This window comes from Luteimonas sp. Soil_C_16 (assembly GCF_057657295.1).
In genome coordinates this window covers 78,151-103,342 of record NZ_JBDGIS010000005.1, presented here as the reverse complement: position 1 = coordinate 103,342, position 25,192 = coordinate 78,151, and the positions used below count along the sequence as shown (strand labels likewise).

The 25,192-nt window shown below is 69.3% G+C and carries 31 protein-coding genes; 9 read left to right on the top strand and 22 right to left on the bottom strand.

Going from position 1 to position 25,192, the window contains the following annotated elements:
* Positions 1–152: 152 nt before the first annotated feature.
* Positions 153–719 (bottom strand): DNA-3-methyladenine glycosylase I, encoded by a 567-nt coding sequence (locus AC3A5T_RS11065; protein WP_487628789.1) that lies wholly within the window; start codon positions 717–719, stop codon positions 153–155.
* 108 nt (positions 720–827) lie between these two features.
* On the opposite strand from AC3A5T_RS11065, the gene AC3A5T_RS11060 reads away from it, so the two are divergent.
* The 5 genes from AC3A5T_RS11060 (at position 828) to AC3A5T_RS11040 (ending at position 4,926) form a co-directional block, all read left to right on the top strand.
* Positions 828–1,283 carry an FKBP-type peptidyl-prolyl cis-trans isomerase gene (locus AC3A5T_RS11060; RefSeq protein ID WP_487628617.1) on the top strand — a complete coding sequence of 152 codons (456 nt, stop codon included), beginning with the start codon at positions 828–830 and terminating at the stop codon, positions 1,281–1,283.
* A gap of 106 nt (positions 1,284–1,389) precedes the next feature.
* Positions 1,390–1,944: a YqgE/AlgH family protein gene (locus AC3A5T_RS11055; protein WP_487628616.1), complete on the top strand. Its 555-nt coding sequence runs from the start codon at positions 1,390–1,392 to the stop codon at positions 1,942–1,944.
* The gene (gene ruvX / locus AC3A5T_RS11050; protein ID WP_487628615.1) at positions 1,941–2,411 is read left to right on the top strand and encodes a Holliday junction resolvase RuvX; all 471 of its coding nucleotides are present in this window, start codon (positions 1,941–1,943) and stop codon (positions 2,409–2,411) included. Before AC3A5T_RS11055 ends, ruvX begins: the two co-directional genes overlap by 4 nt.
* A gap of 118 nt (positions 2,412–2,529) precedes the next feature.
* Positions 2,530–3,474, top strand: coding sequence for an aspartate carbamoyltransferase catalytic subunit (locus AC3A5T_RS11045; RefSeq protein WP_487628614.1), 945 nt, complete (start codon positions 2,530–2,532; stop codon positions 3,472–3,474).
* 57 nt (positions 3,475–3,531) lie between these two features.
* Complete coding sequence (locus AC3A5T_RS11040) at positions 3,532–4,926, top strand: amino acid permease (RefSeq protein WP_487628613.1); 1,395 nt, start codon at positions 3,532–3,534, stop codon at positions 4,924–4,926.
* Between the two features lie 37 nt (positions 4,927–4,963).
* Here AC3A5T_RS11040 and AC3A5T_RS11035 read toward each other — a convergent pair whose 3' ends face one another.
* From AC3A5T_RS11035 to AC3A5T_RS10960, 16 genes are all read right to left on the bottom strand, one after another.
* Positions 4,964–5,794 carry a carboxylesterase family protein gene (locus tag AC3A5T_RS11035; protein ID WP_487628612.1) on the bottom strand — a complete coding sequence of 277 codons (831 nt, stop codon included), beginning with the start codon at positions 5,792–5,794 and terminating at the stop codon, positions 4,964–4,966.
* A 19-nt stretch (positions 5,795–5,813) separates the two neighbouring features.
* On the bottom strand, positions 5,814–6,458 hold the full coding sequence (locus AC3A5T_RS11030) for a DUF1294 domain-containing protein (protein ID WP_487628611.1): 645 nt from the start codon (positions 6,456–6,458) through the stop codon (positions 5,814–5,816).
* A 10-nt stretch (positions 6,459–6,468) separates the two neighbouring features.
* On the bottom strand, positions 6,469–7,830 hold the full coding sequence (gene mgtE, locus AC3A5T_RS11025) for a magnesium transporter (RefSeq protein WP_332078555.1): 1,362 nt from the start codon (positions 7,828–7,830) through the stop codon (positions 6,469–6,471).
* A 198-nt stretch (positions 7,831–8,028) separates the two neighbouring features.
* On the bottom strand, positions 8,029–9,762 hold the full coding sequence (gene ptsP / locus AC3A5T_RS11020) for a phosphoenolpyruvate--protein phosphotransferase (RefSeq protein ID WP_487628610.1): 1,734 nt from the start codon (positions 9,760–9,762) through the stop codon (positions 8,029–8,031).
* A complete protein-coding gene (locus tag AC3A5T_RS11015; RefSeq protein ID WP_332078557.1) occupies positions 9,762–10,031 on the bottom strand; it encodes an HPr family phosphocarrier protein in 270 nt (89 codons plus the stop codon). Before AC3A5T_RS11015 ends, ptsP begins: the two co-directional genes overlap by 1 nt.
* A 51-nt stretch (positions 10,032–10,082) precedes the next feature.
* The gene (locus AC3A5T_RS11010) at positions 10,083–10,475 is read right to left on the bottom strand and encodes a PTS sugar transporter subunit IIA (protein WP_332078558.1); all 393 of its coding nucleotides are present in this window, start codon (positions 10,473–10,475) and stop codon (positions 10,083–10,085) included.
* A gap of 91 nt (positions 10,476–10,566) precedes the next feature.
* A complete protein-coding gene (gene rapZ, locus AC3A5T_RS11005; protein ID WP_487628609.1) occupies positions 10,567–11,442 on the bottom strand; it encodes an RNase adapter RapZ in 876 nt (291 codons plus the stop codon).
* Entirely contained in the window at positions 11,439–12,398 is a 960-nt protein-coding gene (hprK, locus tag AC3A5T_RS11000; protein WP_332078560.1) for an HPr(Ser) kinase/phosphatase, read from the bottom strand. The genes rapZ and hprK overlap by 4 nt, the downstream gene beginning before the upstream one ends.
* Positions 12,395–12,868, bottom strand: a complete 474-nt coding sequence (locus AC3A5T_RS10995; protein ID WP_332078561.1) for a PTS sugar transporter subunit IIA — start codon at positions 12,866–12,868, stop codon at positions 12,395–12,397. The genes hprK and AC3A5T_RS10995 overlap by 4 nt, the downstream gene beginning before the upstream one ends.
* A 39-nt stretch (positions 12,869–12,907) precedes the next feature.
* Positions 12,908–13,234 (bottom strand): ribosome hibernation-promoting factor, HPF/YfiA family, encoded by a 327-nt coding sequence (gene hpf, locus AC3A5T_RS10990; RefSeq protein WP_487628608.1) that lies wholly within the window; start codon positions 13,232–13,234, stop codon positions 12,908–12,910.
* Positions 13,235–13,369: 135 nt separating this feature from the next.
* Positions 13,370–14,833, bottom strand: a complete 1,464-nt coding sequence (locus AC3A5T_RS10985; protein ID WP_487628607.1) for an RNA polymerase factor sigma-54 — start codon at positions 14,831–14,833, stop codon at positions 13,370–13,372.
* A 36-nt stretch (positions 14,834–14,869) separates the two neighbouring features.
* The gene (gene lptB / locus AC3A5T_RS10980; protein WP_232137050.1) at positions 14,870–15,589 is read right to left on the bottom strand and encodes an LPS export ABC transporter ATP-binding protein; all 720 of its coding nucleotides are present in this window, start codon (positions 15,587–15,589) and stop codon (positions 14,870–14,872) included.
* Positions 15,589–16,125, bottom strand: a complete 537-nt coding sequence (gene lptA / locus AC3A5T_RS10975) for a lipopolysaccharide transport periplasmic protein LptA (RefSeq protein WP_487628606.1) — start codon at positions 16,123–16,125, stop codon at positions 15,589–15,591. Before lptA ends, lptB begins: the two co-directional genes overlap by 1 nt.
* Complete coding sequence (lptC, locus tag AC3A5T_RS10970; protein WP_487628605.1) at positions 16,103–16,669, bottom strand: LPS export ABC transporter periplasmic protein LptC; 567 nt, start codon at positions 16,667–16,669, stop codon at positions 16,103–16,105. Before lptC ends, lptA begins: the two co-directional genes overlap by 23 nt.
* The gene (locus tag AC3A5T_RS10965; protein ID WP_487628604.1) at positions 16,666–17,223 is read right to left on the bottom strand and encodes a KdsC family phosphatase; all 558 of its coding nucleotides are present in this window, start codon (positions 17,221–17,223) and stop codon (positions 16,666–16,668) included. Before AC3A5T_RS10965 ends, lptC begins: the two co-directional genes overlap by 4 nt.
* Positions 17,224–17,263: 40 nt before the next feature.
* Entirely contained in the window at positions 17,264–18,265 is a 1,002-nt protein-coding gene (locus tag AC3A5T_RS10960) for a KpsF/GutQ family sugar-phosphate isomerase (RefSeq protein ID WP_487628603.1), read from the bottom strand.
* Between the two features lie 163 nt (positions 18,266–18,428).
* Between AC3A5T_RS10960 and AC3A5T_RS10955 the strand changes: the two genes are divergently transcribed.
* From AC3A5T_RS10955 to AC3A5T_RS10945, 3 genes are read left to right on the top strand one after another with little or no spacing between them, the layout of a single operon-like run.
* Positions 18,429–18,680 (top strand): BolA family protein, encoded by a 252-nt coding sequence (locus AC3A5T_RS10955; RefSeq protein ID WP_232137043.1) that lies wholly within the window; start codon positions 18,429–18,431, stop codon positions 18,678–18,680.
* The gene (gene murA / locus AC3A5T_RS10950) at positions 18,680–19,939 is read left to right on the top strand and encodes a UDP-N-acetylglucosamine 1-carboxyvinyltransferase (protein ID WP_487628602.1); all 1,260 of its coding nucleotides are present in this window, start codon (positions 18,680–18,682) and stop codon (positions 19,937–19,939) included. Before AC3A5T_RS10955 ends, murA begins: the two co-directional genes overlap by 1 nt.
* Before the next feature lie 3 nt (positions 19,940–19,942).
* A complete protein-coding gene (locus AC3A5T_RS10945; protein ID WP_487628601.1) occupies positions 19,943–20,239 on the top strand; it encodes a hypothetical protein in 297 nt (98 codons plus the stop codon).
* Positions 20,240–20,309: 70 nt separating this feature from the next.
* On the opposite strand, the gene AC3A5T_RS10940 is transcribed toward AC3A5T_RS10945, so the two are convergent.
* From AC3A5T_RS10940 to purM, 5 genes are read right to left on the bottom strand one after another with little or no spacing between them, the layout of a single operon-like run.
* Positions 20,310–21,008, bottom strand: a complete 699-nt coding sequence (locus AC3A5T_RS10940; protein ID WP_332078567.1) for a DUF3108 domain-containing protein — start codon at positions 21,006–21,008, stop codon at positions 20,310–20,312.
* Between the two features lie 17 nt (positions 21,009–21,025).
* Entirely contained in the window at positions 21,026–21,835 is an 810-nt protein-coding gene (locus AC3A5T_RS10935; RefSeq protein WP_487628600.1) for a DUF3108 domain-containing protein, read from the bottom strand.
* Entirely contained in the window at positions 21,759–22,415 is a 657-nt protein-coding gene (gene purN / locus AC3A5T_RS10930) for a phosphoribosylglycinamide formyltransferase (protein WP_487628599.1), read from the bottom strand. Before purN ends, AC3A5T_RS10935 begins: the two co-directional genes overlap by 77 nt.
* The gene (locus AC3A5T_RS10925) at positions 22,412–22,876 is read right to left on the bottom strand and encodes a hypothetical protein (protein ID WP_487628598.1); all 465 of its coding nucleotides are present in this window, start codon (positions 22,874–22,876) and stop codon (positions 22,412–22,414) included. The genes purN and AC3A5T_RS10925 overlap by 4 nt, the downstream gene beginning before the upstream one ends.
* Before the next feature lie 10 nt (positions 22,877–22,886).
* Positions 22,887–23,930, bottom strand: coding sequence for a phosphoribosylformylglycinamidine cyclo-ligase (gene purM / locus AC3A5T_RS10920; protein ID WP_487628597.1), 1,044 nt, complete (start codon positions 23,928–23,930; stop codon positions 22,887–22,889).
* A gap of 146 nt (positions 23,931–24,076) precedes the next feature.
* Between purM and AC3A5T_RS10915 the strand changes: the two genes are divergently transcribed.
* Complete coding sequence (locus tag AC3A5T_RS10915; RefSeq protein ID WP_487628596.1) at positions 24,077–25,171, top strand: DUF2066 domain-containing protein; 1,095 nt, start codon at positions 24,077–24,079, stop codon at positions 25,169–25,171.
* Positions 25,172–25,192 lie beyond the last annotated feature (21 nt).

Here is a 25,192-nt window from a genome sequence, read left to right as displayed (position 1 = left end):
TATCGAATCGCGTGCAGGACACCGCGCGTCGCCCCAGCGAACGCTGGGGCCCATCTTGATCTTGCATCGGCTGGCCGAAATGGGTCCCGGCTTGACCGGACATCCGTCTGTTGAACGCCGCCGGGATGACGGTGATCGTGCATCGCGACAGCTCAGCGTGTCGGGCGCGATGCACCAGAAGCCGCTCGCTTCGCCTTCTCGATATCCCGCATCACCGGGCAATCCGGTCGATGCGCGCCCGGCAGATAGCCCAGGCTCATCAGGAACTCGCCGGTGATCTCGCCGCCGGTGAAGCGGAAGGTCTTCTTGAACAGCTTGACCCACGAGGCCTTGTCGCGCGGCGCGCCGTGCTCGGTCGCGTGTGCGTCCAGCCAGTCGACGAAACCGCCGTGGCTGTCGCGCAGGCCCTGGATCACCTGCGCGTTGTGGATCGCGGCGCCGACCTTGAGCCGGTTGCGGATGATCGAGGCGTCGCCGAGCAGGCGCGCGCGATCGGCCTCGCCATAGGCGGCGACTGTGTCGACGTCGAAGCCGTCGTAGGCCGCGCGGAATCCATCGCGCTTGCGCAGGATGGTTTCCCAGCTCAGGCCGGCCTGGTTGATCTCCAGCAGCAGGCGCTCGAACAGCACCGCTTCTTCGCGCTGCGGAATGCCGTACTCGGTGTCGTGGTAGGGGCCGTGGACCGGATGGCCCGGGGCGATGTCGCAATAGCCGCTCATCCACGCAGCATAGGCCGCGCGGGCGGGGCCCGCCATCCGGCGCGACCCCGGTTGCGGCTTTCACGTCACGCACGTCACCATGCGCCGTCGCCCTTGCCGGATCCGTCGATGGAAATCGCCCACCGCCGCGTTGCCACCGTGCACTTCACCCTGTCCGACGACAGCGGCCAGCGCATCACCACCACCCGCGGCCACGATCCGCTGGTCTACATGCACGGCAACGGCTCGATCATCGCCGGGCTGGAAGAGGCGCTCGAAGGCCGAAAGGCCGGCGAGACGTTCACGGTCGACATCCCGCCCGAGCGCGGATTCGGTCCGCGCCACGACAGCCTCGTGCAGACCCTGCCGCGCACGATGTTCAGCGGCAGCACCACACCCGCGGTCGGCGAGAAGCTGCGCGCGCAGACCGAGAAGGGGTCGTTGGACGTCATCGTGACCGCGCTGGACGACAGCCAGATCACCGTCGACGGCAACAACCCGCTGGCCGGGCGCCTGCTGCGCGCGGACGTGGAGGTGGTCGGCGTGCGGGTGGCCACGCCCGACGAGCTCCAGTTCGGCCTCTGAACCACGGCGGCGGGGGCGGCGACAGCCGTTCCGCCGTTCAGTCCCGGTGGGGACATGCGAAGGCGCCTGGCCGGTTCGCCGACAGCCGGTTGGCTAGAATGCGCGCATGTCGTTCTTCGCCAATCAGATGCTGGTCGCGCTGCCTGCGCTCCGGGATCCCAATTTCGCACGGACCGTCGCGCTGATCTGCCAGCACGATGCGGACGGTGCGATGGGTGTGGTCATCAACCGGCCCTCGGAATACACCTTCGGCGATCTGCTCGACCAGATGAACATCCTGCTGCGCGACGAGCGTCTGCGTGACCACCGCGTACTCGCGGGCGGGCCCGTGCATCCCGAGCGCGGATTCGTGCTGCATGACGGCGAGGGCGGCTGGGATTCGAGCCTGGCGATCGGCGAGGGGCTGCATGTGACCACGTCTCGCGACGTGCTCGAAGCGATGGCGGCCGGCGACGGTCCGGAGCACGCGACCGTCGCGCTGGGCTGCGCCGGCTGGGGCAAGGGCCAGTTGGAGCGCGAACTCACCCAGCACAGCTGGCTGACCGTGCCGTCTGATGCGCAGCTGATTTTCGAAACGCCCCTCGATGCGCGCTGGCAGGCGGCCGCGGGACGCATCGGCGTCGACATGATGCACATCGCCAGCCACAGCGGCCGCGCATGAGCGACGCACCTGCGCCGGCGATCCGCCGTGACGGCACGGTGCTCGGCTTCGATGTCGGCTCGCGCCGCATCGGTGTGGCAGTCGGCAGTGCTTTCGGCCACGGCGCGCGCGCGCTGGCGGTGATCGACGTGCATGGCGACCAGATCGACTGGCAGGGCGTCGATCGCCTGCAGAAGGAATGGCGGCCCGACGGCATGATCGTCGGCGATCCGATGACGCTCGAAGGCGGTGACCAGCCGGCCCGCGCACGTGCCCACGCGTTCGCGCGCGAGCTGGTCGCGCGCTACCGGTTGCCCGTGGTGCTGGTGGACGAACGCGCCAGCTCGATCGAGGCCGCGCAGCGCTTCGCGATCGATCGCGCCGAAGGCCGCCGCAAGCGTCGCGATGCCGCTGCGCTGGACGCCGTGGCGGCCGCGGTCATCGTCGAACGCTGGCTGGCGTCGCCGGATGACGGCGTGCCGGTCTGAGGCATCGCACCGCGACGCGTCGATGCGCGCGTCGTTCGTACATGAGGCATGACGCGGCACTCGCCGCATGCGCGTCGCTGCGGGACAATGTCGCTCCCGACGCCGCACGTGCCCCGCGATGACTTCTGCTCCCGATGCCCAGATCGATGCGAACGGCCGCCTGCGCCATCTGCTGACACTCGAGGGCCTGCCGCGTGCGACGCTCGACGCATTGCTCGACCGTGCGCAGGCGATGGCCGATGCCGGCGAAGTCAATGCGCGCCTGGCCGGCATCGCGGTCTGCACGCTGTTCTTCGAGCCATCGACGCGCACCCGGCTGAGCTTCCAGCGCGCCAGCCAGCGCCTCGGCGCCGATGTGCTCGGCTTCGATGCCTCGACGTCGTCGACGACCAAGGGCGAGACCGCACTCGACACCTTCCGCAACATCGAGGCGATGGGCGTGCGCGGATTCGTCGTGCGGCATTCCGATGATGGCGCGGTCGCCGCCCTCGCATCTGCGGCTGCGCCGGACACCGCCCTCGTCAATGCCGGCGACGGCCGCAGCGCGCATCCCACCCAGGGCCTGCTGGACATGCTGACCCTGCGGCAGGCCAAGGGCACCGATTTTTCGGGCCTCAAGGTCGTCATCGTCGGCGACGTGCGGCACTCGCGCGTCGCGCGCAGTGATCTGCATGCGCTGCGCACGCTCGGCGCCGGCGAGATCCGCGTTTGCGGACCGGCCTCGCTGCTGCCCGATGCCGCGGTGCTGTCGGGCTGCACGGTCTCGCACGATCTCGACGCCGCGCTCGAAGGCGTCGACGCGGTGATGATGCTGCGGCTGCAGCGCGAGCGTATGGCCGAAGGCCTGGTCGATTCGCTCGAGGATTACCACCGCGACTACGGTCTCGATGTGCGTCGCCTGCGCCGCGCCGCGCCCGACGCCGTGGTGCTGCATCCCGGGCCGATGAACCGGGGCGTCGAGATCGACGACGACGTCGCTGACGGCCCGCAGTCGCTGATCCTGCGCCAGGTCGCCAATGGCGTCGCCGCGCGCATGGCGGTGCTGGAGACGCTGCTCGGCTGAGGGCCGGGCCGTCGCGAATCCGGTATGGTGCGGCGTCCCCAAGCCGCGCCCCACACGATGTCCTCGAACGATCCCCATGCTTCTCTGCCGGCGCAGGCCGCCGCCGCGCCCGCGCACGCGCTGACGCCGCGCCAGCTGGTGATGATGGGGCTGGGCAGCGCGATCGGCGCCGGCCTGTTCCTCGGCTCCGGCGTCGGCATCCAGACCGCCGGTCCCGCGGTGCTGGTGTCGTACCTGATCGCCGGCGCGCTGGTGATCGTGGTCATGCACGCGCTCGGCGAAATGGCGGCGGCCAAGCCGGCCAGCGGGGCGTTCTCGGTCTACGCGGCCGATGCGATGGGTCCGGTGGCCGGCGCGACCGTCGGCTGGTTGTGGTGGCTGCAGGTGGTGATCGTGATCGCGGCCGAGGCGGTTGGCGCGGCCGGATTGCTCGCCTCGATCTGGCCGACGCTGTCGGTGCCGGGTTTGGCGCTGTGCTTCATGGTCGTGTTCACCGCGATCAATCTGCTGGGCGTGCGCAACTTCGGCGAATTCGAATTCTGGTTCGCGATCCTCAAGGTCATCGCGATCCTCGCCTTCATCGCGATCGGCATCGCGCTGCTGGCGGGCTGGTTGCCGGCCGTGGCGTCGCCGGGCCTGTCGAACGTGCTGGGGCCCGACGGCTTCGCGCCGCGTGGCTGGGCTGGCATCGGTGCGGCGCTGCTGGTCGTGGTGTTCGCCTTCGGCGGCACCGAGATCGTCGCGATCGCCGCGGCGGAAACTAACGACCCGGCGAAGAGCCTCGCGCGTGCGATCCGCACCGTGGCCTGGCGCATCCTCGTGTTCTACCTCGGCTCGATCGCGGTGATCGTGGCGGTGGTGCCGTGGGACAGTCCGGCGCTGGCGTCGCCGTTCGCCGCGGTGCTGCAGGTCGCGCGCATTCCGGGCGCGGCGACCGCGATCACGCTGGTCGCGGTGATCGCACTGCTCTCGGCGCTCAACGCCAATCTCTATGGCGCGTCGCGGATGATCTGGTCGCTGGGTCGTCGCGGCGATGCGCCGGCGGTGCTCGGTCGCAGCGACCGCCGCAACGTGCCGATCGCCGCCGTCGTCGCCAGCGTGAGTTTCGGATTCGCCGCCGCCGCGCTGGAACTCGCATTCCCGCAGCGCGTGTTGCCGGTGCTGCTCAACATCGTCGGCGCGACCTGTCTGTTGGTCTGGACGCTGGCGCTGGTGTCGCAGTTCATCCTGCGCCGTCGCGCCGATCGCGCGAACGCACCGCTGCCGTTCCGCATGCGCGCGTTCCCGGTGCCCACGCTCGCCGCGCTGGCGGTGCTCGCGGTGATCTTCGCGATGCTGGTCGCCTCGCCCGATACCCGCGCGCAGTTCCTGTCGATGGCCGCGCTCACGCTGGCCATCGCCGGCCTCAATGCACTGGCGCAGCGCCTGCGGCGGAGGCTGCCCGCAGGCTGAGGCGCGAAGCCAGGTCGAGGTCGGCCGCCCCTGCGTGTCAGCGCTTCTGCGCGAACAGCCACGGCCACAGCGCCTCGGTGCGGTAGGCCGCATCCCAGCTGTTGTGGTTGGCGTCGGGAAACTCGGTGTAGCGCACGTCCGCGCCGGCATCGCGCAGCGCGGCGTGCATGCGCCGCGACTGTTCCGGCGGCACCACGTCGTCGAGCGCACCGTGGAAGATCCAGATCGGAATGTCGCGCAGGCGACGCGCAGCCTCGGCGAAGGGATCGCGGGCTGCGCGTGTGGATTCGACGAACAGCGTGTCCAGGTCGGGCCGCGAGCCGGGCGGGGTGATGCCGCCGCACACGGGCACCAGCGCGGCGAAGCGTGTCGGCTCGCGCAGCGCCAGCGACCAGGTGCCGTAGCCGCCGCGCGACATGCCGGTCAGCGAGGTGCGGCTGCGGTCGCCGTCGAATTCGGCGGTGGCCGCATCGAGCGTCGCCAGCGCCATCGTCGCGGTGTCGCCTTCCCAGGACTCGCCGTCGGGCGACTGCGGGAACACCACCAGTGCCGGGAAGTCCGCGGCGTGCGCGCGCACGTAGGGCCCGAGTCCGGCGTGGATCTGCTTCTCGCCATCGTCGCCGCGCTCGCCCGAGCCGTGCAGGAACAGCACCGCCGGCAGCGGACGCGGCACCTGCGCTGCAGGCACGAAGACCTGATAGGCGTAGCGGCGGCCGTTCGAGGTGAGCTCGCGCCGGACGAAACGGCCGGGCGTCGTGCCGGTCTGGGGCAGCGCGCTCACGCAGCCCGACAACACGGCGGCACCGCCGGCGAGGGCGAGGCCGCGCAGCAGGCGACGGCGGGTCAGGGAATGGGAAGCGTTGGACATGCGATCACTCCGGAATGGATCAGGCGAAGGTCCACAGACCCAGCGCCAGCAGGTGCAGGACGATCATTGCGACGAATACCCGACGGTAAGCCGGTTTGGCGCGTTTGTGACGCAGCAACTGCTGTGCGAGCCCTGCGGCGGGCCAGCCGCCGAGCAGTTCGAGCAGATGCAGTTGCGCCTCGGGCGTGCGCCAGCGGCCGTGGCGCGCGGCGTGCTTGTCGAGCGCGTAGGCGGCTGCGGTCAGCAGATTGAGCCCCGCCAGCGCGACGAGTGCGAGGTGCGGCAGCCGCCCGAAGACGATTCCGTAGCCGAGCAGCGCACACCAGACCACGATCGCGACCGGCAGCCCGCGCATGCCGCCCGCAGCTGCGGACGCCGATGCACGACCATCGCGGCGCTTCGACGTGGTGCGCACCGTGCGCGGTGATTGCGCCGTGCCGACTGCGGCAACGTGGACCGCGCGCCAGCGTCCGTCGGCCTGCCGCTCCGGCGTATAGCGCACACGTGCGCCGGCGTCCGGGCGTGCGCCGCTGCGATCGAAATCGCGAACGTGGAAGAACAGGCGATCCGGTCCATCGGCAGCAGCATCTTCGGGTGTGATGAAACCGAAGCCGCGCGCGTCGTCCCAGCGTTCGATCCGACCGAATCCGGCACGTGCGCGCATGGTCGTGGCGTCAGCGCAGCATGATCGCGGTGGCAAGGCCGAGGAAGCTGAAGAAGCCGACGATGTCGGTCACCGCGGTCACGACGACGGTGCCGGCGACGGCGGGATCGACGCCCATGCGCTTGAGCAGCAGCGGCAGCAGGGTGCCGGCCAGCGCGGCCGAGCAGAAGTTGATCACCAGCGCGGCGAAGATCACCAGCGATAGCACCCAGTCGTGGAACCAGACCAGGGCCACGAGGCCGACCAGACCGCCGATCAGCAGGCCGTTGATCAGGGCCACGCGCAATTCCTTCCACAGCAGGATGCGCGCATTGCTCGCGCCGACCTGGCCCAGCGCGATGCCGCGCACCATCAGCGTCAGCACCTGCACCGCAGCATTGCCGCCGATGCCCGCGACGATCGGCATCAGCACCGCGAGCGCGACGATCTGCTCGATGGTCGCCTCAAAGCGGCCGATCACGAACGCCGCCAGGAACGCGGTGCACAGGTTGATGCCCAGCCACACCACGCGGCCGCGCACGGCGCGCCTGATCGGCGAGAACAGATCCTCGTCCTCGTCGAGACCGGCGGCGGACAGCGCCTGGTGTTCGGCCTGCTCGCGGATGATGTCGATCACGTCGTCGACCGTGATGCGGCCGAGCAGGATGTTGCCGTCGTCGACGACCGGTGCCGACACCCAGTCGTTGTCCGAGAACTGGCGCGCGACCTGTTCGGCGGATTCGGCGACGTGGATCGAATCGAGTTCGTCGTCGATCAGCTTGTTGATCGGCGTGCCCGGCTCGCGGGTGACCAGATCCTGCAGCGCGACCCAGCCGGCCAACTGGTGGCGGCGGTTGACGACGTACAGATGGTCGGTGTGCTCGGGCAGTTCGCCGCGCAGGCGCAGGAACCGCAGCACCACGTCCACGGTGGTGTCGGCGCGCACCGTCACCACGTCGGGATTCATCAGACGGCCGGCGGTGTCCTCGGGATACGAGAGCACCTGCTCCAGGCGTTCGCGGTTCTCGCGGTCCATCGCCCGCAGCACTTCGTCGATCACCGCATCGGGCAGGTCCTCGACGAGGTCGGCGAGATCGTCGATGTCGAGATCCTCGACCGCGGCGACCAGCTCGTCGGCATCCATGTCCGCGATCAGGCTTTCGCGCACCTCGTCGCCGACGTGGACCAGCACCTCGCCGTCGTCTTCGGGATCGACCAGACCCCACACGACCATGCGCTTGTCGTGCGGCAGCGATTCGAGGAGGTTGCCGATCTCGGCAGGCGCCAGCGTGTTGACCAGCCGGCGCACCGGTCCGAGTCGACCGCTGTCGAGTGCATCGGACAACAGACGCAGCTGGCGCGCGGTCTTGTCGGGGCGGACGGCTTCGGCCATGGAGAGCTCCGTTGCGCGTCGCGACAGTCTCGGCGCGACAGGGGTCAAATGTGCATCCGGCCATTATCCGGGAAAGCGCACGTCTTACGCCATCGTCCGTGCGTCGGCGGGCAGGTGGGCTTCATGCGGGCGGCGCTCGCGACACGCACAGCAACCGGACCGACAGCTTTCGCAGGCAGCCGCGACGCGTGCGCGGATTCAGTCGGCGGCGTGCACCGGCTGCACCGCGTCGAGCCAGCGCTCGATGCCGGCGCGGTCGCGGGCGCGCAGCAGCGCTGGTGCGCGGGCACGCAGATGGCCGAGGTCGAGCGCGCGGATCGCGCGGCGCACTTCGAGCAACGGCGATGGATGCAGACTCAGTTCTTCGATGCCGAGCGCGAGCAAAAGCGGCGTGAAACGGGCATCGCCGGCGATCTCGCCGCAGATGGAGGCCGGCATGCCGCGCGCGCGGGCGACGCGCACGACGCTGTGCACCAGTCGCAGCACGGCCGGGTGCAGCGGCGAATACAGATCGCCGAGCGCGTCGTTGTTGCGGTCGGCCGCGAGCAGGTACTGGACGAGATCGTTGGTGCCGATGGAAATGAAATCGAGATCGCGGGCGAAGGTCGGCAACGCGATCGCCGCCGACGGCACTTCGATCATCGCGCCGAGCGCGATCTGCGCGGCGGTCTCCTGACCCTCGCGCGCGAGATCCTGCAGCACGCGCGTAAGCATCCGCCGCACGGCGATGATCTCCTCGCGTCCGCTGACCATCGGCACCAGGATCCGCACCGGGCCGTAGCCCGAGGCGCGTGCGATCGCACGCAGCTGGGTTTCCAGCAGGCCGGTGCGCGCCATCGACAGGCGCACGCCGCGCAGGCCGAGTGCGGGATTGGGCTCGTTGCGCAGCGCGAGGCCGCTGTTGTCGGCCTTGTCGGCGCCGATGTCGAGCGTGCGGATGGTCACCGTGCGGCCGGTCATGCCGAGCACGAGATCGCGATACGCGCGGAACTGCGCTTCCTCGTCCGGCACCTCGCGACCCTGCAGGAACAGGAATTCGGTGCGGTACAGGCCGATGCCGGCCGCGCCCAGCGCGTGCGCATCGGCGACGTCCTCGCGCGATTCGGCGTTGGCGTACAGCCGGATGTCGACGCCGTCGAGCGTCTTGCTGGGCTCGCGCCGCAGGCGGCGCAGCTGCTTGCGCTCGCGCTTCTCCTCGCGCAGGCGCGCGCGGTAGATGCGCAGATCGCTCGGGCCCGGCTCGACGACGATCTCGCCGGTGCTGCCGTCGATGACCAGCACGTCGCCGTCGTTGATCGCACCCAGCGCCTGCGGCGCATTGACGATCAGCGGCAGGTGCAGGCTGCGGGCGAGGATCGCGGTGTGCGACAGCATGCTGCCGCCCGAGGTCACGATGCCGAGCACGCCCTGGGCGTGCAGACGGCCGATCTCCGACGGCGCGATCGCATCGGTGACCAGGATTTCGCCGGCGACGCCCTGCAGTTCCGCCTCGTGGTCGTGCAGCGCGGCGTGCACGCGCCCGATGACGTGGTCGATGTCCTCGATGCGGCTGCGGAAATAGGCATCGTCCATGCCCTCGAACACGGCCGCGAGTCGATCACGTTGCAGGCGCAGGGCGTAGTCGGCGCCGTACAGGCCGGAGCGCACGAGTTCGTCGAGGCCCTGCAGCAGTTCCGGGTCTTCGAGCAGCAGGGTGTGCAGGTCGAGGAACTCGCCGACCTCGTGCGCCAGCGCGCCGTGCAACTGGTCGCGCATCGCGCGGATCTCGCCGCGCACCTGTTCGATCGCGGCATGCAGCCGCGCCAGTTCCGCTTCGGCCTCGGACGGCGCGATGCGCGCCTCGGCCACTTCCAATGCATGCGGTTCGCGCACGCGTGCGCGACCGAGCGCGCTGCCGCGGGAGGCACCCTGTCCGTGGAGCCCCTGCCGCATCAGCCCTCCTCGTCGAACCTGCGCTCGAACAACGCGGCAGCCGCCTCCATCGCGGCGGCATCGTCCTCGCCATCGAGTCGCAGCACGACCTGGGTGCCGTGCCCGGCGGCCAGCAGCATCACGCCCATGATGCTCTTGGCGTTGACCTCGCGGCCCTTGGCGACGAGCGTGGCGTTGCAGCGGAAGCCCGACAGCACCTGCACCAGCTTGGCGGTCGCACGGGCGTGCAGGCCGAGCTTGTTGGCGACGAGCAGTTCGCGTTCGATCATCGGGGAGCAGTCCTGGTACAGCACGGGGGAAAGAGGGCGGAGCGGTGCGACTCAGGCATCGTCGAGCAGGACACCGTTCCGGGCGCCTGCCGCGGCGGTGGCCGGCAGGTCGTCGAGCGCCTGCTCAGGATAGTTCATGACCCGCAACAGCATCGGCAGGCTCAAACCCGACACGCGCCTGGCCGGTGTGCCCAGACGCGCGAGCTGCGCGGCGACGTTGCTCGGGCTGGCGCCGTAGAGATCGGTCAGGATCAGCACGCCGTCGCCACCGTCGACACGCCGCATCGCCGCACTCGCGCGGGGCAATGCGACGTCGGGATCCTCGTCGAACGGCATTTCGAACACGTCCGTCTTCAACGGCAGCTGCTGCATCAGACGGGTCGCCACCGCGAGCATCGCGGAACCGATCCCCTCGTGGGTCATTAGAAGTACGCCGACGGCCATCCGTGGACGTTAGCAGAGCAGGGGGATCGCCCGGAAGCGTCGTGCGCGCGACGCTGCATCCGTGCGCGTCGATGCTGCGTCGCCGCAGGCGTCAGTCGAGTTCGCGGTGATAGGTCGCGACGTCGCGCCAGCCCTGTTCGCGCGCGTGCCGCGCCAGCGTCTCGGCCAGATACACCGAGCGATGGCGACCGCCGCTGCAGCCGAAGGCGACCGTCACGTAGCTGCGCGTGTCGCTGCGCAGCCGCGGCAACCAGTTGCCCAGGAACTGCGAGACCTGGGCGATGAATTCGCCCACGTCCTCCTGGCCTTCGAACCAGGTGCGCACGTCGGCATCGCGACCCGACAACGGGCGCAACCGCGGATCCCAGTGCGGGTTCGGCAGCGCACGCGCGTCGAACACGAAATCCGCATCGGCCGGCACGCCGCGCCGGTAGGCGAAGGATTCGAACAGCAGCGAGACCGACTGGTCCTGGGCCAGATCCAGCTCGGTGATGATGCGTCGACGCAACTGGTGGACGTTGAGATCGCTGGTGTCGATGACCGTGTCGGCGAGACTACGCAGCGGACGCAGCAGATTGCGCTCCAGCGCGATCGCATCGGCCAGCGACAGGCCGACCCGGCTCAGCGGATGGCGTCGGCGGGTGTCGGCGAAGCGTCGCAGCAGCACTTCGTTGCCGGTCTCGAAAAACACAAGCCGCGGATCGAGACCGAGCGCGCCGACATCCGACAGCCAGCCCGGCACTTTCGACAGATCGGTGTGGCGGTTGCGCACGTCGATGCCGACAGCAAGCCGCCGCGGTGGCTCGTCGGCGCGGGTGAGGTTGGCGACGAAGTCGGCGAGCATGCCCGCGGGCAGGTTGTCGACGCAGTAAAAATCCAGATCCTCGAACGTGCGCAGCGCGACCGACTTGCCGCTGCCCGACAGGCCGCTGACGACGTAGAACAGCGGTGGCGCCGTATCGCTCACGGTGCACCCCGCTCGAGAAACTGCGAATGCCGGGCGAGAAACGCCGCGGCCGGGTCGAGCCCCTTGGTGCGCAGGATGTGGATGCGTGTGGCGGCCTCGGCGAGCACCGCGAGATTGCGGCCGGGCATGACCGGCAGGGTGATCAGCGGCACGTCGAGATCCAGCACGCGACGCATGCCCAAGTCACCGGTCAGGCGCACCATGCCGTCGCCATCGCCGGCCATCGTGTCGGCGTTGGGCCGGCTCAGATGGATGATCAGGCGCAGGTACTTGTTCCGCTTCACGGCGGTGTCGCCGAACATCTCGCGGATGTTGAGCACGCCGAGACCGCGCAGTTCCAGCAGGTCCTGCAGCAGTTCGGGGCAGGTGCCGTCGAGCACGTCGGGCGCGATCTGGGTGAACTCGGGCGCGTCGTCGGCGACCAGGCGGTGCCCGCGGGTGATCAGTTCCAGTGCCAGTTCGCTCTTGCCCGACCCCGACTCGCCGGTGATCAGCACACCGATCGAATACACCTCCATGAAAACGCCATGCAGGGTGATGCGCGGCGCCAGCTGGCGCGCCAGGTGGTACTGCAGCAAGTTCAGCAGTTCATGGCCGCGGTTGGGCGAGGTCCACAGCGGTGTCTGCGATTCCTCGGCGGCCTCGCGCAGATCCTCGGGGCAGGGCTGGTCCTTGCTGATGACCAGCGCGAGCGGACGGTACTGGATCACCCGCTCGATGGTTTCCCAGCGCAGGCGCGAGTCCAGCCCGTCGAGCCAAGCCAGTTCCTCGGTGCCGAGGATCTGCACCTTGTTGGGATAGATGATGTTGAGATAGCCGGCGAGCGAAGGCCGGCGCGCGACCGTTTCGATCGATTCGAGCACCTTGCGGCCGCCGTGCTGGCCCGCGAGCCAGCGCAGGCCCAGGCGCTCGTGCAACTGCGCGAACAGTTCCTGCGCCTGGATGCTCGCGTTCACGCGCGGACCGTGTCGGCGAGCGGGGCGGCATCGAGCAGCAGACTGCGCAATCGGGCGAGATCGGGCGCGGCGCGCAGATCGTCGCGGAAGTCTGCGTTGGAAAAATGTTCGACCAGTCCCGACAGCGTCTGCAGATGCTGTTCGACCTGGTGGTCGGGCACGCACATCGCGAACACCAGATCGACCGGCTGGCCGTCGGTGGCACCGAAATCGATCGGGTGCGAAAGCCGCAGGAACGCGGCGCGCGGTTCGCGGAACGCGGTGCTGCGTGCGTGCGGAATCGCGACGCCGCGACCGATGCCGGTGCTGCCCAGTTGCTCGCGCTCACGCAGTGCGTGGCCGAGCAACGGGGTGAGCGTCGGGGAATTGCCGGCGAGCAACCGCGCGGCGGAGTCCAGTACGACATCGCGGGAACCGGGAGCGACCAGCATCACGATGCGGTCGGCCGAGAGCAGATCGGAGAAGGACATGCCGCGCGTGGCCCGGAGGCAATTCGTGGGAGCAGCAGCCTAGCCGAAAGTGCCGTCGCGTGCAGGGCTCTCGCCGCGATGATGGTCGACGACCTTCTTGCGATGCTTGACCAGCAGGCGGTCGACCTTGTCGGTCAGCTGGTCGATCGCGGCATACATGTCGGCTGCGCTCGCGTCGGCGTGGAACGTCTTGCCGGCGATGAGGACGGTCGCCTCGGCCTTGTGGTGCGGCTTGTCGACACTGAGCTGGGCGCGCACGTCCAGCGGTCGATCGAAGTGCTTGGCGAGCTTCTGGAACTTGGTGTCCACGTAGTCTCGCAGCGCGGGCGTCACCTCGAGCTGGTGGCCATGGGTCTCGACATGCATCGGCAACCTCCTTCAACGGTTCGGGAAGGACCCGTCCGCGATCGACGCGAACGATCAGGTCCAGAGTAGCGCGGCGGGGGCCCGGTGCAAGCGCCGTCCGTCACGTCTCTGGGACCAACTTAGGGAACCGGAAGTTCAGGCGATGCGAACGCGCTCGTGCGACGAGACGATGTGCAGCGCTTCGCGGTACTTGGCCACCGTACGGCGCGCGACCGGCACGCCGGCCGCCTTGAGCAGGTCGGCCAGCCGCGCGTCCGACAGCGGTTTACGTGGGTCTTCGGCATCGACGAGGCTGCGGATCATCTGCTGGATCGCGGTGCTCGACGCCTCGCCGCCGCCGTCGGTACCGACGCCGGAATCGAAGAAGTCCTTCAGCGACAGCGTGCCGCGTGGTGTGTGCACCCACTTGCGGGCGACCGCGCGCGACACCGTGGATTCATGCATGCCGATTTCCTCGGCGACTTCGCGCAGCGTCAGCGGCCGCAGGGCGCGCTTGCCGAACTCGAGAAAACCCGACTGCTGCCGCACCAGACAGCGCACGACCTTGAGCAGGGTCTCGCCGCGTGCCTCGATGTTCTTCAGCAGCCAGCGCGCTTCCTGCAGGCGTCCCTTGAGATAGCCGGCATCGCTGGCGCCCGCGTGCTGGATCATCTGCTCGTAGCCGCGATGGATGGTCACGCGCGGAAAATGCGAGCCGGCGAGCGTGACCTTCCAGACGCCGTTCTGCCGTGCGATCACGCAGTCGGGTGTCACGTAGTTGTCGTGCGGCACGTTGCCGATCTGCGCGCCCGGGCGCGGATCGAGACTGCGCAGCAACTGCAGGGCGGTCGCGGCTTCCGCGGGCGGACAGCCCAGCGCATCCGCCAGTCCCGGCGCGCCGAGTTTCGGCAGACGTTCGATGTGATCGCGCGCGGCCAGCAGCGCCACCGCGCGACCGGGTGTGTCGACGTGCAGCGGTTCGAGTTGCAGGCGCAGGCATTCGCCCAGATCGCGCGCGCCGACGCCGACCGGGTCGAACCGCTGCACGCGGCACAGCACCGCAGCGACTTCGCCGACGCTCGCGCGTGTTTCCGGCAGCAGCGCCGCGACGATGTCGTCCAGCGATTCGCGCAGATAGCCGTCGTCGTCGATCGCGTCGATCAGCGCCACGCCGATGTTGCGGTCGCGCGCGGACATGGTGCTCAGGTGCAGCTGCCAGGACAGATGGTCCTGCAGGCTTTCCGACTGGATCATGCGGTCGGCGGCATCGCCGTCGCCGTCGTTGTCGCCGTGGCCCTGACCGCTGCCGCTGCCGCTGCCGCGCTCGTTCCAGCCGTCGTCGCCATCCCAGGCGGCGGGAGGTTCTGCATCGCCGTCGCTGCCGTGGTCGTCACGGTCCTGGCGGGTGTCGTCCTGGTCCTGCGTAGTGCCGCGTTCGGACAGCGGCTGCGCGGAGATGGACTCGGGTTCTTCCCAGTCGAGCAGCGGATTGCTCTCGACCGCGGTGATGATCTCGGTTTCGAGTTCCACCGTCGACAACTGGAGCAGATGCAAGGCCTGACGCAGTTGCGGCGTCAGAACCAGATGTTGCCCCAGCGATGTCTGCAGACGTGGCTTCATCGACTCCGGAACTCCCTGGCCGGATGCGTGCGCCGACTACAGACGGAAGGATTCCCCCAGGTAGACACGACGCACGTCTGGATTGGCCAGCAGTGCTTCCGGAGCCCCCTGCGCGAGCACGCCGCCGTCACTGAGGATATACGCCCGGTCACAGATCCCCAAGGTCTCGCGGACGTTGTGGTCGGTGATCAGCACGCCGATCCCGCGTTCCTTTAGATGGGTGACGATCCGCTGGATCTCGCCGACCGAGATCGGGTCGACGCCGGCGAAGGGTTCGTCGAGCAGCATCATGCGCGGATTCGCGGCCAGTGCACGGGCGATCTCGACGCGGCGCCGCTCGCCGCCCGACAGGCTGGCGCCAGCCTGGTCGGCGACGTGGGTGATCTGCAGTTCGTCCATCAGGTCGGCCAGCGTCTTCTGGCGGCCGGCCTTGTCGAGATCCTCGCGCAGCTCCAGCACCAGCATGATGTTGTCGGCCACGCTGAGCTTGCGGAATACCGACGGTTCCTGCGGCAGGTAGCCGACGCCGCGCTTGGCGCGGGTGTACATCGGCTCGGCGGTGATGTCGTGGCCGTCGAGCACGATGCGCCCGGCATCGGCCGGCACCAGGCCGACGATCATGTAGAAGCAGGTGGTCTTGCCCGCGCCGTTAGGGCCGAGCAGGCCGACGACCTCGCCCGATTCGAGCGTCAGCCCGAATTCCTTGACGACCTCGCGCTGCTTGTAGCTCTTGCGCAGACCTTCGGCGACGAGCATCAGCGGCCGCCCTGCGCTGCGGGCGCCGGCTGCGCCGGCGTCTGGTTGCGCGGCTGGAACTGCATGCGCACGCGGCCCTGGCCTTCGCCGCCGCCCTGCACCCGGCCGGTTCCCATGTTGTAGACGATGCGCTGACCTTCGATCTTGCCCTGGCCCGGCTGGTTGACGACGGCGTTGCCGGTCAGCACGACGGTGTCGGAGGTCAGCGTGTAATCGGCCTGCGCGGCGGTCGCATCGACCCAGCCACCGTCATCCATCTGCTGCTTCATGCGCACTGGCGAGCCGGTCAGCAACGTCCGCTGGATCTCGCCGTTGCTCCGGCGCACGTCCACCCGTGCCGCCTTGATCTCGAGCGTGCCCTGGGTGATCTCGACGTTGCCGGTGAACAGGCACGGCGCGCGTTCGTCGGTCGAGCAGTCGCTGCTGTCGGCATCGACGCCCAACGGCTGGTTGCGGTCGGACGACTTCGCAGCCGCGCCCATCGGCACGGCCAGCGCGGCAAGCAGGAGCAGACTAGCGGCGGGAATTCGGTTCATTGCGGAATTTCACCTTGGAAAGAAGCTCGATCCGTCCCGAATCGAGGTCGGCACGCATGCCCGTGCCCTGCATTGTAGAACCGGGCTGTTCGACGTCGACGACCGCATCGGAGGTGGCCTGGTTGCGCTGCGGGAAGACGTTCAGCGACTCGGTGCGCACGCGGGTCGGGCGCGCGCTGCCTTCGGGACTGTCGGCCGTGACCTCGCCGCGCAGCCTGACTTCCTCGTTGTCCTCGGACACCCAGCCGGTCTGCGAGCGGATCTCCCAGCGGCCGTCGCCTTCCTTCTCGGGCACATGGAACAGCGGGGTGACGAGTTCGAGCGTGCGTGCGCCGGGCGTCTGCTGCAGCTGCGGCGCCTGCAGCGAAAACGCTTCGCGGCCTTCGTTATCGAGGGCGACGATGTCGAAGTCGCGCAACAGATAGTCGGTGCGACCGTCGGCCGGATCTTCCGAGATGATCGTGTCCTTCTGCCGCCAGGCCGACCAGCCGGAGATCAGCGCGCCGAGCAGCAGCACCACGGTCAGGGTCAGGCGCCAGTTCACGAGACCCGCCCATCGGCATGGATGCCGGCCAGGCGACCCTGCGCGTGCAGGATCAGATCGCACAGCTCACGCCCTGCGCCGCGACCACCGTTGGCGCGGGTGCGCCAGTGCGCGCTGTCGCCGGCGCAGGCGTGCGCATCGGCGGGGGATACGGCGAAGCCGACGGCGCGCATCACACCGACATCGGCCAGGTCGTCACCCATGAAGGCCACTTCGTCCAGCGTGATGCCGAGCGAGGCGCTCAGCGATTCGACGCGCGCACGCTTGTCGGCGACGTGCACATGCGCCTCCACTCCAAGATCGGCCGCGCGGCGCTCGACGATGCCACCCTTGCGCGCGGTCACCAGTGCGACCGCGATGCCGATCTTGCGCAGCAGTACCAGCCCCTGGCCGTCGTGGACGTGGAAGGTCTTGATCTCGCGGCCGTCGCTGTCGAAGCCCAGGCTGCCGTCGGTCAGCGTGCCGTCGACGTCGAAGCACGCCAGGCGCACGCGGGCGGCGCGGGCGAGGATCGCGTCGGAGACATCGGCAAAAGGGGCGGAGGCGTCAGGCATGGTCGCGAAAGTATCGGGCATCGGATGAATGGGCGCCGGCTCAGACCACGCGGGCGCGCAGCAGGTCCTGGATGTTCAGGGCCCCGACCACCCGGCGTTCGCCATCGATGACCGGCAGCATGGTGATCTTGCGGGTTTCCATCAGGCGCGCGGCCTCGACCGCGAGCGCATCGGCCGCTATCGCGATCGGATCGCGGGTCATGACATCGGCAATGCGCGCATCGCGGACGTCGATCGCCGGATCGGTCAGCGTACGGCGCAGGTCGCCGTCGGTGTAGAGGCCGATCAGGCGCTGGGCCTCGTCGACGACCACGGTCATGCCCAGCCGCTTGCGGCTCATCTCCAGCAGCGCATCGGCCAGCGAGGCGTCGGCAGGCACGGTCGGAATCTCGCCGCCACCGTGCATGACGTCGCGGATGTGCAGCAGCAGGCGGCGACCGAGTGCGCCGGCCGGGTGCGAGCGGGCGAAGTCGTCGGCCGTGAAGCCGCGCGCTTCCAGCAGCGCGACCGCCAGCGCATCGCCCATCGCCAGCGACGCCGTCGTGCTCGCTGTGGGCGCCAGCGCCAGTGGACAGGCTTCGGCCGGCACGCTGATGTCGAGGTGGATATCGGCGGCCATGGCCATCGTCGAGGCGGCGCGTCCGGTCACCGCGATCAGGGCGTTGCCCTGGCGCTTGAGCACCGGCAGCAGCATCAGGATCTCGTCGGATTCGCCCGAGTACGACAGCGCCAGCACCACGTCGGCGTCGGTGATCATGCCCAGATCCCCGTGGCCGGCTTCGCCCGGGTGCACATAGAAGGCCGGGGTGCCGGTCGATGCGAAGGTGGCGGCGATCTTTCGGGCGACGTGGCCCGACTTGCCCATGCCCATGCAGACCACGCGGCCGCGGCATTCGAGGATGCGCGCGCAAGCGGCGGAGAATTCACCATCCAGCCGCGCGGCCACCGCCTGCAGACCGTCGACCTCGACCGCGAAGACACGTCGTCCGCTGGCCGCGAAATCGGACCGCGCAGCGGCAACATCACGGGGGTGGTCGACCATATCCGGCACAGGGCTTTTCCGTTAGGCTAAGCCGTTCATTTTATGCGCTTTCCGGCGTGAATGCCCCGCGACAGGCGGCGTCGGCGATGACGGCTCATCCGCGCTTCACGCAGCGGTCGCAGCGACGTTCACGGCCCGGCAGCGCGGCCACAGGACCCGATTCTTGGATACCCAGACCATCACCGACCTCATCCAGCAGGGTCTGCCCGACGCCGTGGTGCACGTGCAGGGCGACGACGGCGTGCACTTCGAGGCGCTGGTCGTCTCGCCCGCATTCGCCGGCAAGCTGCCGCTGGCGCGTCACCGCATGGTGTACGCGACGCTCGGCGCACTGATGGGCCGCGAGATCCACGCGCTTGCGCTCAACACGAAGACGCCCGACGAACACGCGGCCGCCGGCGCAGGGCAGGGCTGATGGACAAGATCATCGTCACCGGCGGCGCCACGCTGCAGGGCGAAGTGCGCATTTCCGGTGCCAAGAACGCCGTGCTGCCGATCCTGTGCGCGACCCTGCTCGCCGATGCGCCGGTCGAAGTCACCAACGTGCCGCATCTGCACGATGTGCTGACGACGACCAAGCTGCTGTCGGGTCTGGGCGCGGGCGTGGAGCACGACATCGAGAACGGGCGCGTCACCGTCGATCCGCGCAGCGTGACCAGTCATGTCGCACCGTACGAACTGGTGCGCACGATGCGCGCCTCGATCCTCGTGCTCGGCCCGTTGCTGGCCAAGTACGGCGCGGCGGAAGTCTCGCTGCCCGGCGGCTGTGCGATCGGCGCCCGCCCGGTGGATCTGCACATCAAGGCGCTCGAGGCGCTGGGCGCGACGATCACCGTCGAGCACGGTTTCATCCGCGCGCAGGCCGAGCGTCTGCGAGGCGGCCACGTGGTGTTCGAGACGATCAGCGTTGGCGCGACCGAGAACGTGCTGATGGCGGCGACGCTCGCCGACGGCACGACGCTGATCGACAACGCCGCGCGCGAGCCGGAGATCGTCGATCTGGCCGAGTGCCTGATCGCGATGGGCGCCGACATCCGCGGCGCGGGCACGTCGCGCATCGAAGTACGCGGCGTCGAGCGCCTGCACGGCGCCACGCATGCCGTCGTCGCCGACCGCATCGAGACCGGCACCTTTCTCGTCGCTGCGGCGATGACCGGCGGCCGCGTGACCGCGGTGGGCGCGCGTCCGGATACGCTGGGCGCGGTGATCGAACGCCTGCGCCACGCGGGCGCGACGGTCGAGATCGACGGCGATCGCATCACCGTCGACATGCAGGGCCGCCGCCCGCGCGCGATCGACATCGTCACCGCGCCGCACCCCGGTTTCCCGACCGATATGCAGGCGCAGTTCATGGCGATGAACTGTGTCGCCGAAGGCACCGGCACGATCGACGAAACGATCTTCGAGAACCGTTTCATGCACGTCAGCGAGCTGATGCGCCTCGGCGCGGAGATCGACATCGACGGCCCGCGCGCCAGCGTGCACGGGGTTGAGCGTCTCAGTGGCGCGCCGGTGATGGCGACCGATCTGCGCGCATCGGCGTCGCTGATCCTCGCCGGCCTGGTGGCCGACGGCGACACGACGATCGACCGCATCTACCACCTCGACCGCGGCTACGAGCACATCGAGCGCAAGCTCTCCGGTCTTGGTGCGCGCATCCGGCGGGTGAAGTAGGCCATGGCGTTCAGGGGCCGGTTCTCGAACCGCCGCATCGCACTGTTCGCGACGATCGCGGTGGTGCTGATCGCGCTGGGCTGGATGCGCTACACCAATGCCGCGGCGCTCAGCGGGATGCCGTTCAAGGAGATGGACTGGAACGAGGACGGTGAACTGACCCGCGGCGAAGTGCTGCAGAGCTTCTTCACCATCACCGCGGTGCGCACGCAGGACGGCAACCGCAGCTGCGTCGACTACCGTCGGCGCGGCTCGGCTGAATCGATCCGGGTGGAATGCAGGACCGAGACCGCGCCCTGACGCGCAGTCGCCCGCACGAGAAAAAAGGCCCCGCGATGCGGGGCCTTTTGCTTGACGCGATGCGCGTGGATCAGTTCACCGACTGCAAACGCATGTCGATGTGGTCCTTGCCGTCGCGACGCTGCAGCAGACGTGCCGGCACCGGCATGTCGTCGACGATCCACGCGATGATTTCGCGGCGACCGTCGGTGCGCACGACCTTAGTCGCCTGCATCGACTTGCCGCCCACCGTGACCTGCTCGGTGCCTTGGCGCTCGAACAGCTGGCGCTTCGCACGGCCGTCCTCGACCAGCCGGTAGCGCAGCGGCGACTTGCCGGCCTGCACGTCGCGCACCAGCACGAGGTTCATCAGCATGCCGTCGAGATCGCCGGTCTGCAGCTTCACCGGCGCGCTCTGGCCTTCGCGCACGTCACCTGCGAAACGGGCCTCGCCCGCGTTCCAGTCGTAGGTGGTGTTGAGTTCGCGGTTCTTCATCAGCATCGCCGCGAGGCCGGATTCGCCGCGCTGCGAATCGCTGCTCGACACCGGGCGCCACTGCTCGCCGTTCGCTTCGAACGTGGTCGACTGTTCCAGACGCGCGCCGGCGCCGGCGACCTGCAGGCCGTACTTCCAGCGGTTGCCGCCTTCCTGCGCGAGATTCATGTTCGCCTGCGCGCGCATGCCCATGTAGTTGGCCTGGTAGGTCGCGGTGAACGGCTCGATCGCCAGCGCGGGCAGCGCAGCGAAGGCCAGCAGCGCGGCGCCGGTAGCGGTCAGCAGTCGGGTCATGGGGGCTCGTGTCTTCATCATGGTGCTCCTTGGTATTCGACCAGGCGCAGGTCCACCGCGTCCTCGCCATTTTCGCGTTGCAGGATCCGGACCGGCGTCGGTACGCCGTCCGCAACCCAGATGATCATCTCGTCGTTGCCGCCGTTGGTTCGTGAAACGCGCAACGCCGAATAGCTGATGTCGCCGACCTGCACGAGCTCCGGCTCGGCCGCCGCCTGGTAGGCGTGTTGACGCACGCGGCCGCCGTCGACGAAACGATATTGCAGGGCCGCGTTCGGCGCTGCATCGCGCATCACCGCCAGATTGATCAGCAGTGCGCTCATGTCACCGGGCTGCAGCGGCACCGGATCGCGCCGCCGCTTGCTCAGATCGCCGGTCCAGCGTGCGACGTTGTTGGCCCAGTCGTAGACGCCTTCGACCTTGCGGTTGAAGAACACCGCGGCCTTGCGCGTCGTGCTCTGGCGCAGCGGCCGGTAGACGGTACCGACGACGTCGAACACGGTGTCCTGCTCCAGGTTCAGACCGAGGATGCCGGCGAAGCCACGGTTGCCGCGGATGCCCAGATCCACCTGCCACTGCGCGCCCTGCGGTTGCAGGCGCATCGTCGCCGTGCCGGCCTGCCTGCCCTGATACCAGGCGTCGTAGGTCGCGACGAACGGCTCCAGCCCGGCACCGCGCGCGGCCGTGGGCCACGCGACGATCAGCAGGGCGGTCGCGAACAGGGAGAGGAGGGCGCGCATAGGACGGGCATCATGCGAAGCGATCAGTGGCTGCCAGCTGAAGCGGCGCGGCGGCGCGTTCGCCGTCGACGTGAACGCCGTCTTCATGCAGCCGCACGCGGCCGGCGGCGATCCAGCGCAACGTCTCCAGCAGCAGGGGATGTTCGCGGCCCAGCACGCGTGCCGACAGCGTCGCGGCATCATCGCCGGGCTGCACCGGCACCCGCGCCTGCGCGACGACCGGGCCGCCGTCGAGCTCGGCGGTCACGTAATGTACGCTGGCGCCGTGTTCCGGCACGCCGGCATCGAGCGCGCGCTGGTGGGTGTGCAGGCCCTTGAAGTCGGGCAGCAGTGAGGGATGGATGTTGATCATTCTGCCGGCGCGCGCGGTCATCACCCCGGCGCCGATCAGGCGCATGTAGCCGGCGCAGACGATCAGGTCGGGCTCCGCGGCATCGAGGGCGTCGAACAGCGCGGCATCGTGCGCGGCGCGATCGGCGAAGTCGCGCGGGCGGATCGCATGGGCCTGCAGGCCCGCGTCGCGGGCGCGCACCAGTGCGTGCGCGTCCTTGCGGTCGGACCAGGCGCCGATGACCTCGGCGTCCAGCGTGCCCGCCGCGACCGCGTCGAGGATCGCCTGCAGATTGGTGCCGCGACCCGAGGCCAGCACCGCCAGTCGCAACGTCATCGGCGCACGCCCGCGGCGTCGAACAGGGCGCGCGCGTCGAGGCGCTGCAGGAGCACCAGCGTGGCGATGCCCAGCGCGGTGCCGAGCGGCACGTGCAGGCAGAGCAGCGCGGCGATGGTGGTACACAACGTAAGGCGTCTGTGCCGCAGCAGATGCAGGCCGGACGCGAAGCACAGCACGCCGGCGATCGACGCGCCGATGGCCAGCATCGCGAAGATCGCGATCGTCGCCTTGCCGACCGGATCGGTGAAGCCCTCGGCGGCTTCCTGGGTGAAGCCGAACACCAGAATGATGCCGAAGACCACGGCGCCGGCGAGCGAGAGCACGCCGAGGACGTGATGCAGCACGCCGAGCGTGCGCAACTGGCGAGACGCCGTGGCAGGCGACACCGGCAAGCGCGCCGCCGGCGATGCGGTCGCAGGCAGCGCGTACGGCGACGCGGGTTCGGGTCCGGCCGACACGGCGCCGGAATCAGCCGATGCGGACGCGTTCGCCGTCGCCGGCGTCGACGACTTCGCCGATCGTCCAGTGGGCGAGATCCAGACCGTCGAGCGCGGCGCCGAACGCGGCCTCGCTGTCGGCCGGCACCACCAGCACGAAGCCGATGCCGCAGTTGAACGTGCGCCACATCTCGTGATCGGCGACCGCGCCTTCGCGCTGCAACCACTCGAACACCGGCGGCTGCGGCCACGATCTGGCATCGATCGTCAGGCCGAGGCCGTCGGGAATCACGCGGATGATGTTCTCGGTCAGGCCGCCGCCGGTGACGTGGGCCATCGCATGCAGCTGCGGGCCGAGATCACCACGCAACAGTTCCAGCACCGGCTTGACGTACAGCGTGGTCGGCGCCATCAGCGCATCGACCAGATTCACGCCGCCGATTTCGACATCGGTCGGACGCCCGGCGCGTTCGAAGATGCGGCGGATCAGCGAATAGCCGTTGGAGTGCGGGCCGCTCGATGCGATGCCGACCAGCACGTCGCCGGCCTGCACCTTGCTGCCGTCGCGCAGCTCGGACTTCTCGACCGCGCCGACGGTGAAGCCGGCCAGGTCGTATTCGCCGATGCCGTACATGTCCGGCATCTCGGCCGTCTCGCCGCCGATCAGCGCGCAACCCGACAGCTCGCAGCCGCGGGCGATGCCGCCGATGACCGACGCGGTGGTGTCGATGTCGAGCTTGCCGGTGGCGAAATAGTCGAGGAAGAACAGCGGCTCGGCGCCCTGCACCAGCACGTCGTTGACGCACATCGCGACCAGATCGATGCCGATCGTGTCGTGGCGGCCGAACTGCTGGGCCAGCTTGAGCTTGGTGCCCACGCCGTCGGTGCCGGAGACCAGCACCGGTTCGCGGTACTTGCCCGACAGGTCGAACAACGCGCCGAAACCGCCCAGGCCACCCATGACCTCGGGCCGGAAGCTGCGCTTGACCAGCGGCTTGATGCGTTCGACGAGTGCGTTGCCCGCGTCGATATCGACGCCTGCATCGCGGTAGGTCAGGGGAGTGGGGGCAGTCACGGCAACCGTCGCAAGGCGGGAAGACCGCGGATTTTAGCAGCCGGCCGGCCCGCAGTCGTGGCCCGTGCATCGGCGTCGCCACGGACCGTCCGCATCGTTTATGGCACCATCGCGCCTCGATGACGCCCCGATCCAGGACTTGCCGGATGCACCGCCCGAAGCGCTCGTTCAACATGATGACGTGGCTGCTGGCCGCGCTGCTGGGCACGTTCGCCGTGTCGGGAACCGCCTCCGCGCAGCGCGTGGAAGGCGACCGGGCCGCGGCCGTGGGCCTGTATGCGGCCGAGATTCCGGTGCGCAGCCAGAGCGAATCCGAGCGCGAGGCCGGCTTCACCCGCGCGCTGGCGCAGGTGCTCGGCAAGCTGTCGGGCGACCGCAACGCGGCCCAGCGCCCGGGCGTGTCGCAGGAACTCCGCCGCGCGGCCCAGTACGTCGAGGGCTATGACTACCGCCAGGACGAGGGCGTGTCCTCCCGCGGCTCGCCGACCTTCACCACCACCCTGGTCGTGCGTTTCCGCCAGGACGATGTGGACGCCGTCGCCGGCGCGCTGGGCCTGCCGGTGTGGCCGGACCCGCGGCCCAAGCCGGTGATGTGGCTGGCGATCGACGACGGCTCCGGCCCGCGTCTGGTCGCGCTGCAGCAGAACAACGTGGCCCGTCCGACGCTGCAGCGCGCGATCGAACGCGGCTACCGCCTCGGCCTGCCGTCCGGCAACGCCGCCGAACAGGCCGCGGTGGGTGCGATCTGGCGCGGCGACACCGCATCCGTCGCGCGCATTTCGTCGCGTTACAACCCGCCGATGCAGCTCATCGGCAAGCTCTACCGCGACGGCGCCGGCTGGAAGGCCGACTGGATCTTCGTCGACAGCGGTCGCGTGCTCGCGCGCTGGAGCGAAACCGGCGCCGATGCCCGCCGCACGCTGGCCAGCGGCGCAGACGGCGCGGCCGATGCACTGACTAAGCGCTATGCGCGCACCAGCCCGACCGGTGCGCCGTCGACGCAGGCGATCGTGTTCTCCGGCATCAACAGCAGCGCCGACTACGTGAAGCTGTCCGCGCAGTTGCAGCGCATGTCGGTGGTGCGCGGCATCCGCCCCGTCCGGGCGACGCCGCTGGGACTGGAAGTCCAGCTCGACCTGCTCACCGGCCTGACCGGCTTCCGCCGCATGGCCGACGAGAACGTGTTCGTCGAAGCCGACGGCAACATCGAGGGCGTCACGCCCGTGTTCCATCTGCGTTGATCCCTTCTTCGCTGTACCGCA

Bases quoted from the DNA above. Each gene is read 5' to 3' on its own strand.
- lptA (WP_487628606.1), bottom strand. From the start codon at position 16,125: ATGAACCGAATTCCCGCCGCTAGTCTGCTCCTGCTTGCCGCGCTGGCC.
- purN (WP_487628599.1), bottom strand. From the start codon at position 22,415: ATGACGTTGCGACTGGCGGTGCTGGCCTCGGGTCGCGGCACCAATCTG.
- AC3A5T_RS10960 (WP_487628603.1), bottom strand. From the start codon at position 18,265: ATGGTCGACCACCCCCGTGATGTTGCCGCTGCGCGGTCCGATTTCGCG.
- AC3A5T_RS10915 (WP_487628596.1), top strand. From the start codon at position 24,077: ATGCACCGCCCGAAGCGCTCGTTCAACATGATGACGTGGCTGCTGGCC.
- AC3A5T_RS11055 (WP_487628616.1), top strand. From the start codon at position 1,390: ATGTCGTTCTTCGCCAATCAGATGCTGGTCGCGCTGCCTGCGCTCCGG.
- hpf (WP_487628608.1), bottom strand. From the start codon at position 13,234: ATGCATGTCGAGACCCATGGCCACCAGCTCGAGGTGACGCCCGCGCTG.
- mgtE (WP_332078555.1), bottom strand. From the start codon at position 7,830: ATGGCCGAAGCCGTCCGCCCCGACAAGACCGCGCGCCAGCTGCGTCTG.
- ptsP (WP_487628610.1), bottom strand. From the start codon at position 9,762: ATGCGGCAGGGGCTCCACGGACAGGGTGCCTCCCGCGGCAGCGCGCTC.
- AC3A5T_RS10935 (WP_487628600.1), bottom strand. From the start codon at position 21,835: ATGAAGACGGCGTTCACGTCGACGGCGAACGCGCCGCCGCGCCGCTTC.
- AC3A5T_RS10985 (WP_487628607.1), bottom strand. From the start codon at position 14,833: ATGAAGCCACGTCTGCAGACATCGCTGGGGCAACATCTGGTTCTGACG.
- murA (WP_487628602.1), top strand. From the start codon at position 18,680: ATGGACAAGATCATCGTCACCGGCGGCGCCACGCTGCAGGGCGAAGTG.
- AC3A5T_RS11060 (WP_487628617.1), top strand. From the start codon at position 828: ATGGAAATCGCCCACCGCCGCGTTGCCACCGTGCACTTCACCCTGTCC.
- AC3A5T_RS10965 (WP_487628604.1), bottom strand. From the start codon at position 17,223: ATGCCTGACGCCTCCGCCCCTTTTGCCGATGTCTCCGACGCGATCCTC.
- lptB (WP_232137050.1), bottom strand. From the start codon at position 15,589: ATGCTCGTCGCCGAAGGTCTGCGCAAGAGCTACAAGCAGCGCGAGGTC.
- AC3A5T_RS11010 (WP_332078558.1), bottom strand. From the start codon at position 10,475: ATGGCCGTCGGCGTACTTCTAATGACCCACGAGGGGATCGGTTCCGCG.
- AC3A5T_RS11045 (WP_487628614.1), top strand. From the start codon at position 2,530: ATGACTTCTGCTCCCGATGCCCAGATCGATGCGAACGGCCGCCTGCGC.
- ruvX (WP_487628615.1), top strand. From the start codon at position 1,941: ATGAGCGACGCACCTGCGCCGGCGATCCGCCGTGACGGCACGGTGCTC.
- AC3A5T_RS10940 (WP_332078567.1), bottom strand. From the start codon at position 21,008: ATGACCCGACTGCTGACCGCTACCGGCGCCGCGCTGCTGGCCTTCGCT.
- AC3A5T_RS11015 (WP_332078557.1), bottom strand. From the start codon at position 10,031: ATGATCGAACGCGAACTGCTCGTCGCCAACAAGCTCGGCCTGCACGCC.
- AC3A5T_RS11065 (WP_487628789.1), bottom strand. From the start codon at position 719: ATGAGCGGCTATTGCGACATCGCCCCGGGCCATCCGGTCCACGGCCCC.
- AC3A5T_RS11035 (WP_487628612.1), bottom strand. From the start codon at position 5,794: ATGTCCAACGCTTCCCATTCCCTGACCCGCCGTCGCCTGCTGCGCGGC.
- AC3A5T_RS10995 (WP_332078561.1), bottom strand. From the start codon at position 12,868: ATGTCCTTCTCCGATCTGCTCTCGGCCGACCGCATCGTGATGCTGGTC.
- AC3A5T_RS11040 (WP_487628613.1), top strand. From the start codon at position 3,532: ATGTCCTCGAACGATCCCCATGCTTCTCTGCCGGCGCAGGCCGCCGCC.
- AC3A5T_RS11030 (WP_487628611.1), bottom strand. From the start codon at position 6,458: ATGCGCGCACGTGCCGGATTCGGTCGGATCGAACGCTGGGACGACGCG.
- AC3A5T_RS10945 (WP_487628601.1), top strand. From the start codon at position 19,943: ATGGCGTTCAGGGGCCGGTTCTCGAACCGCCGCATCGCACTGTTCGCG.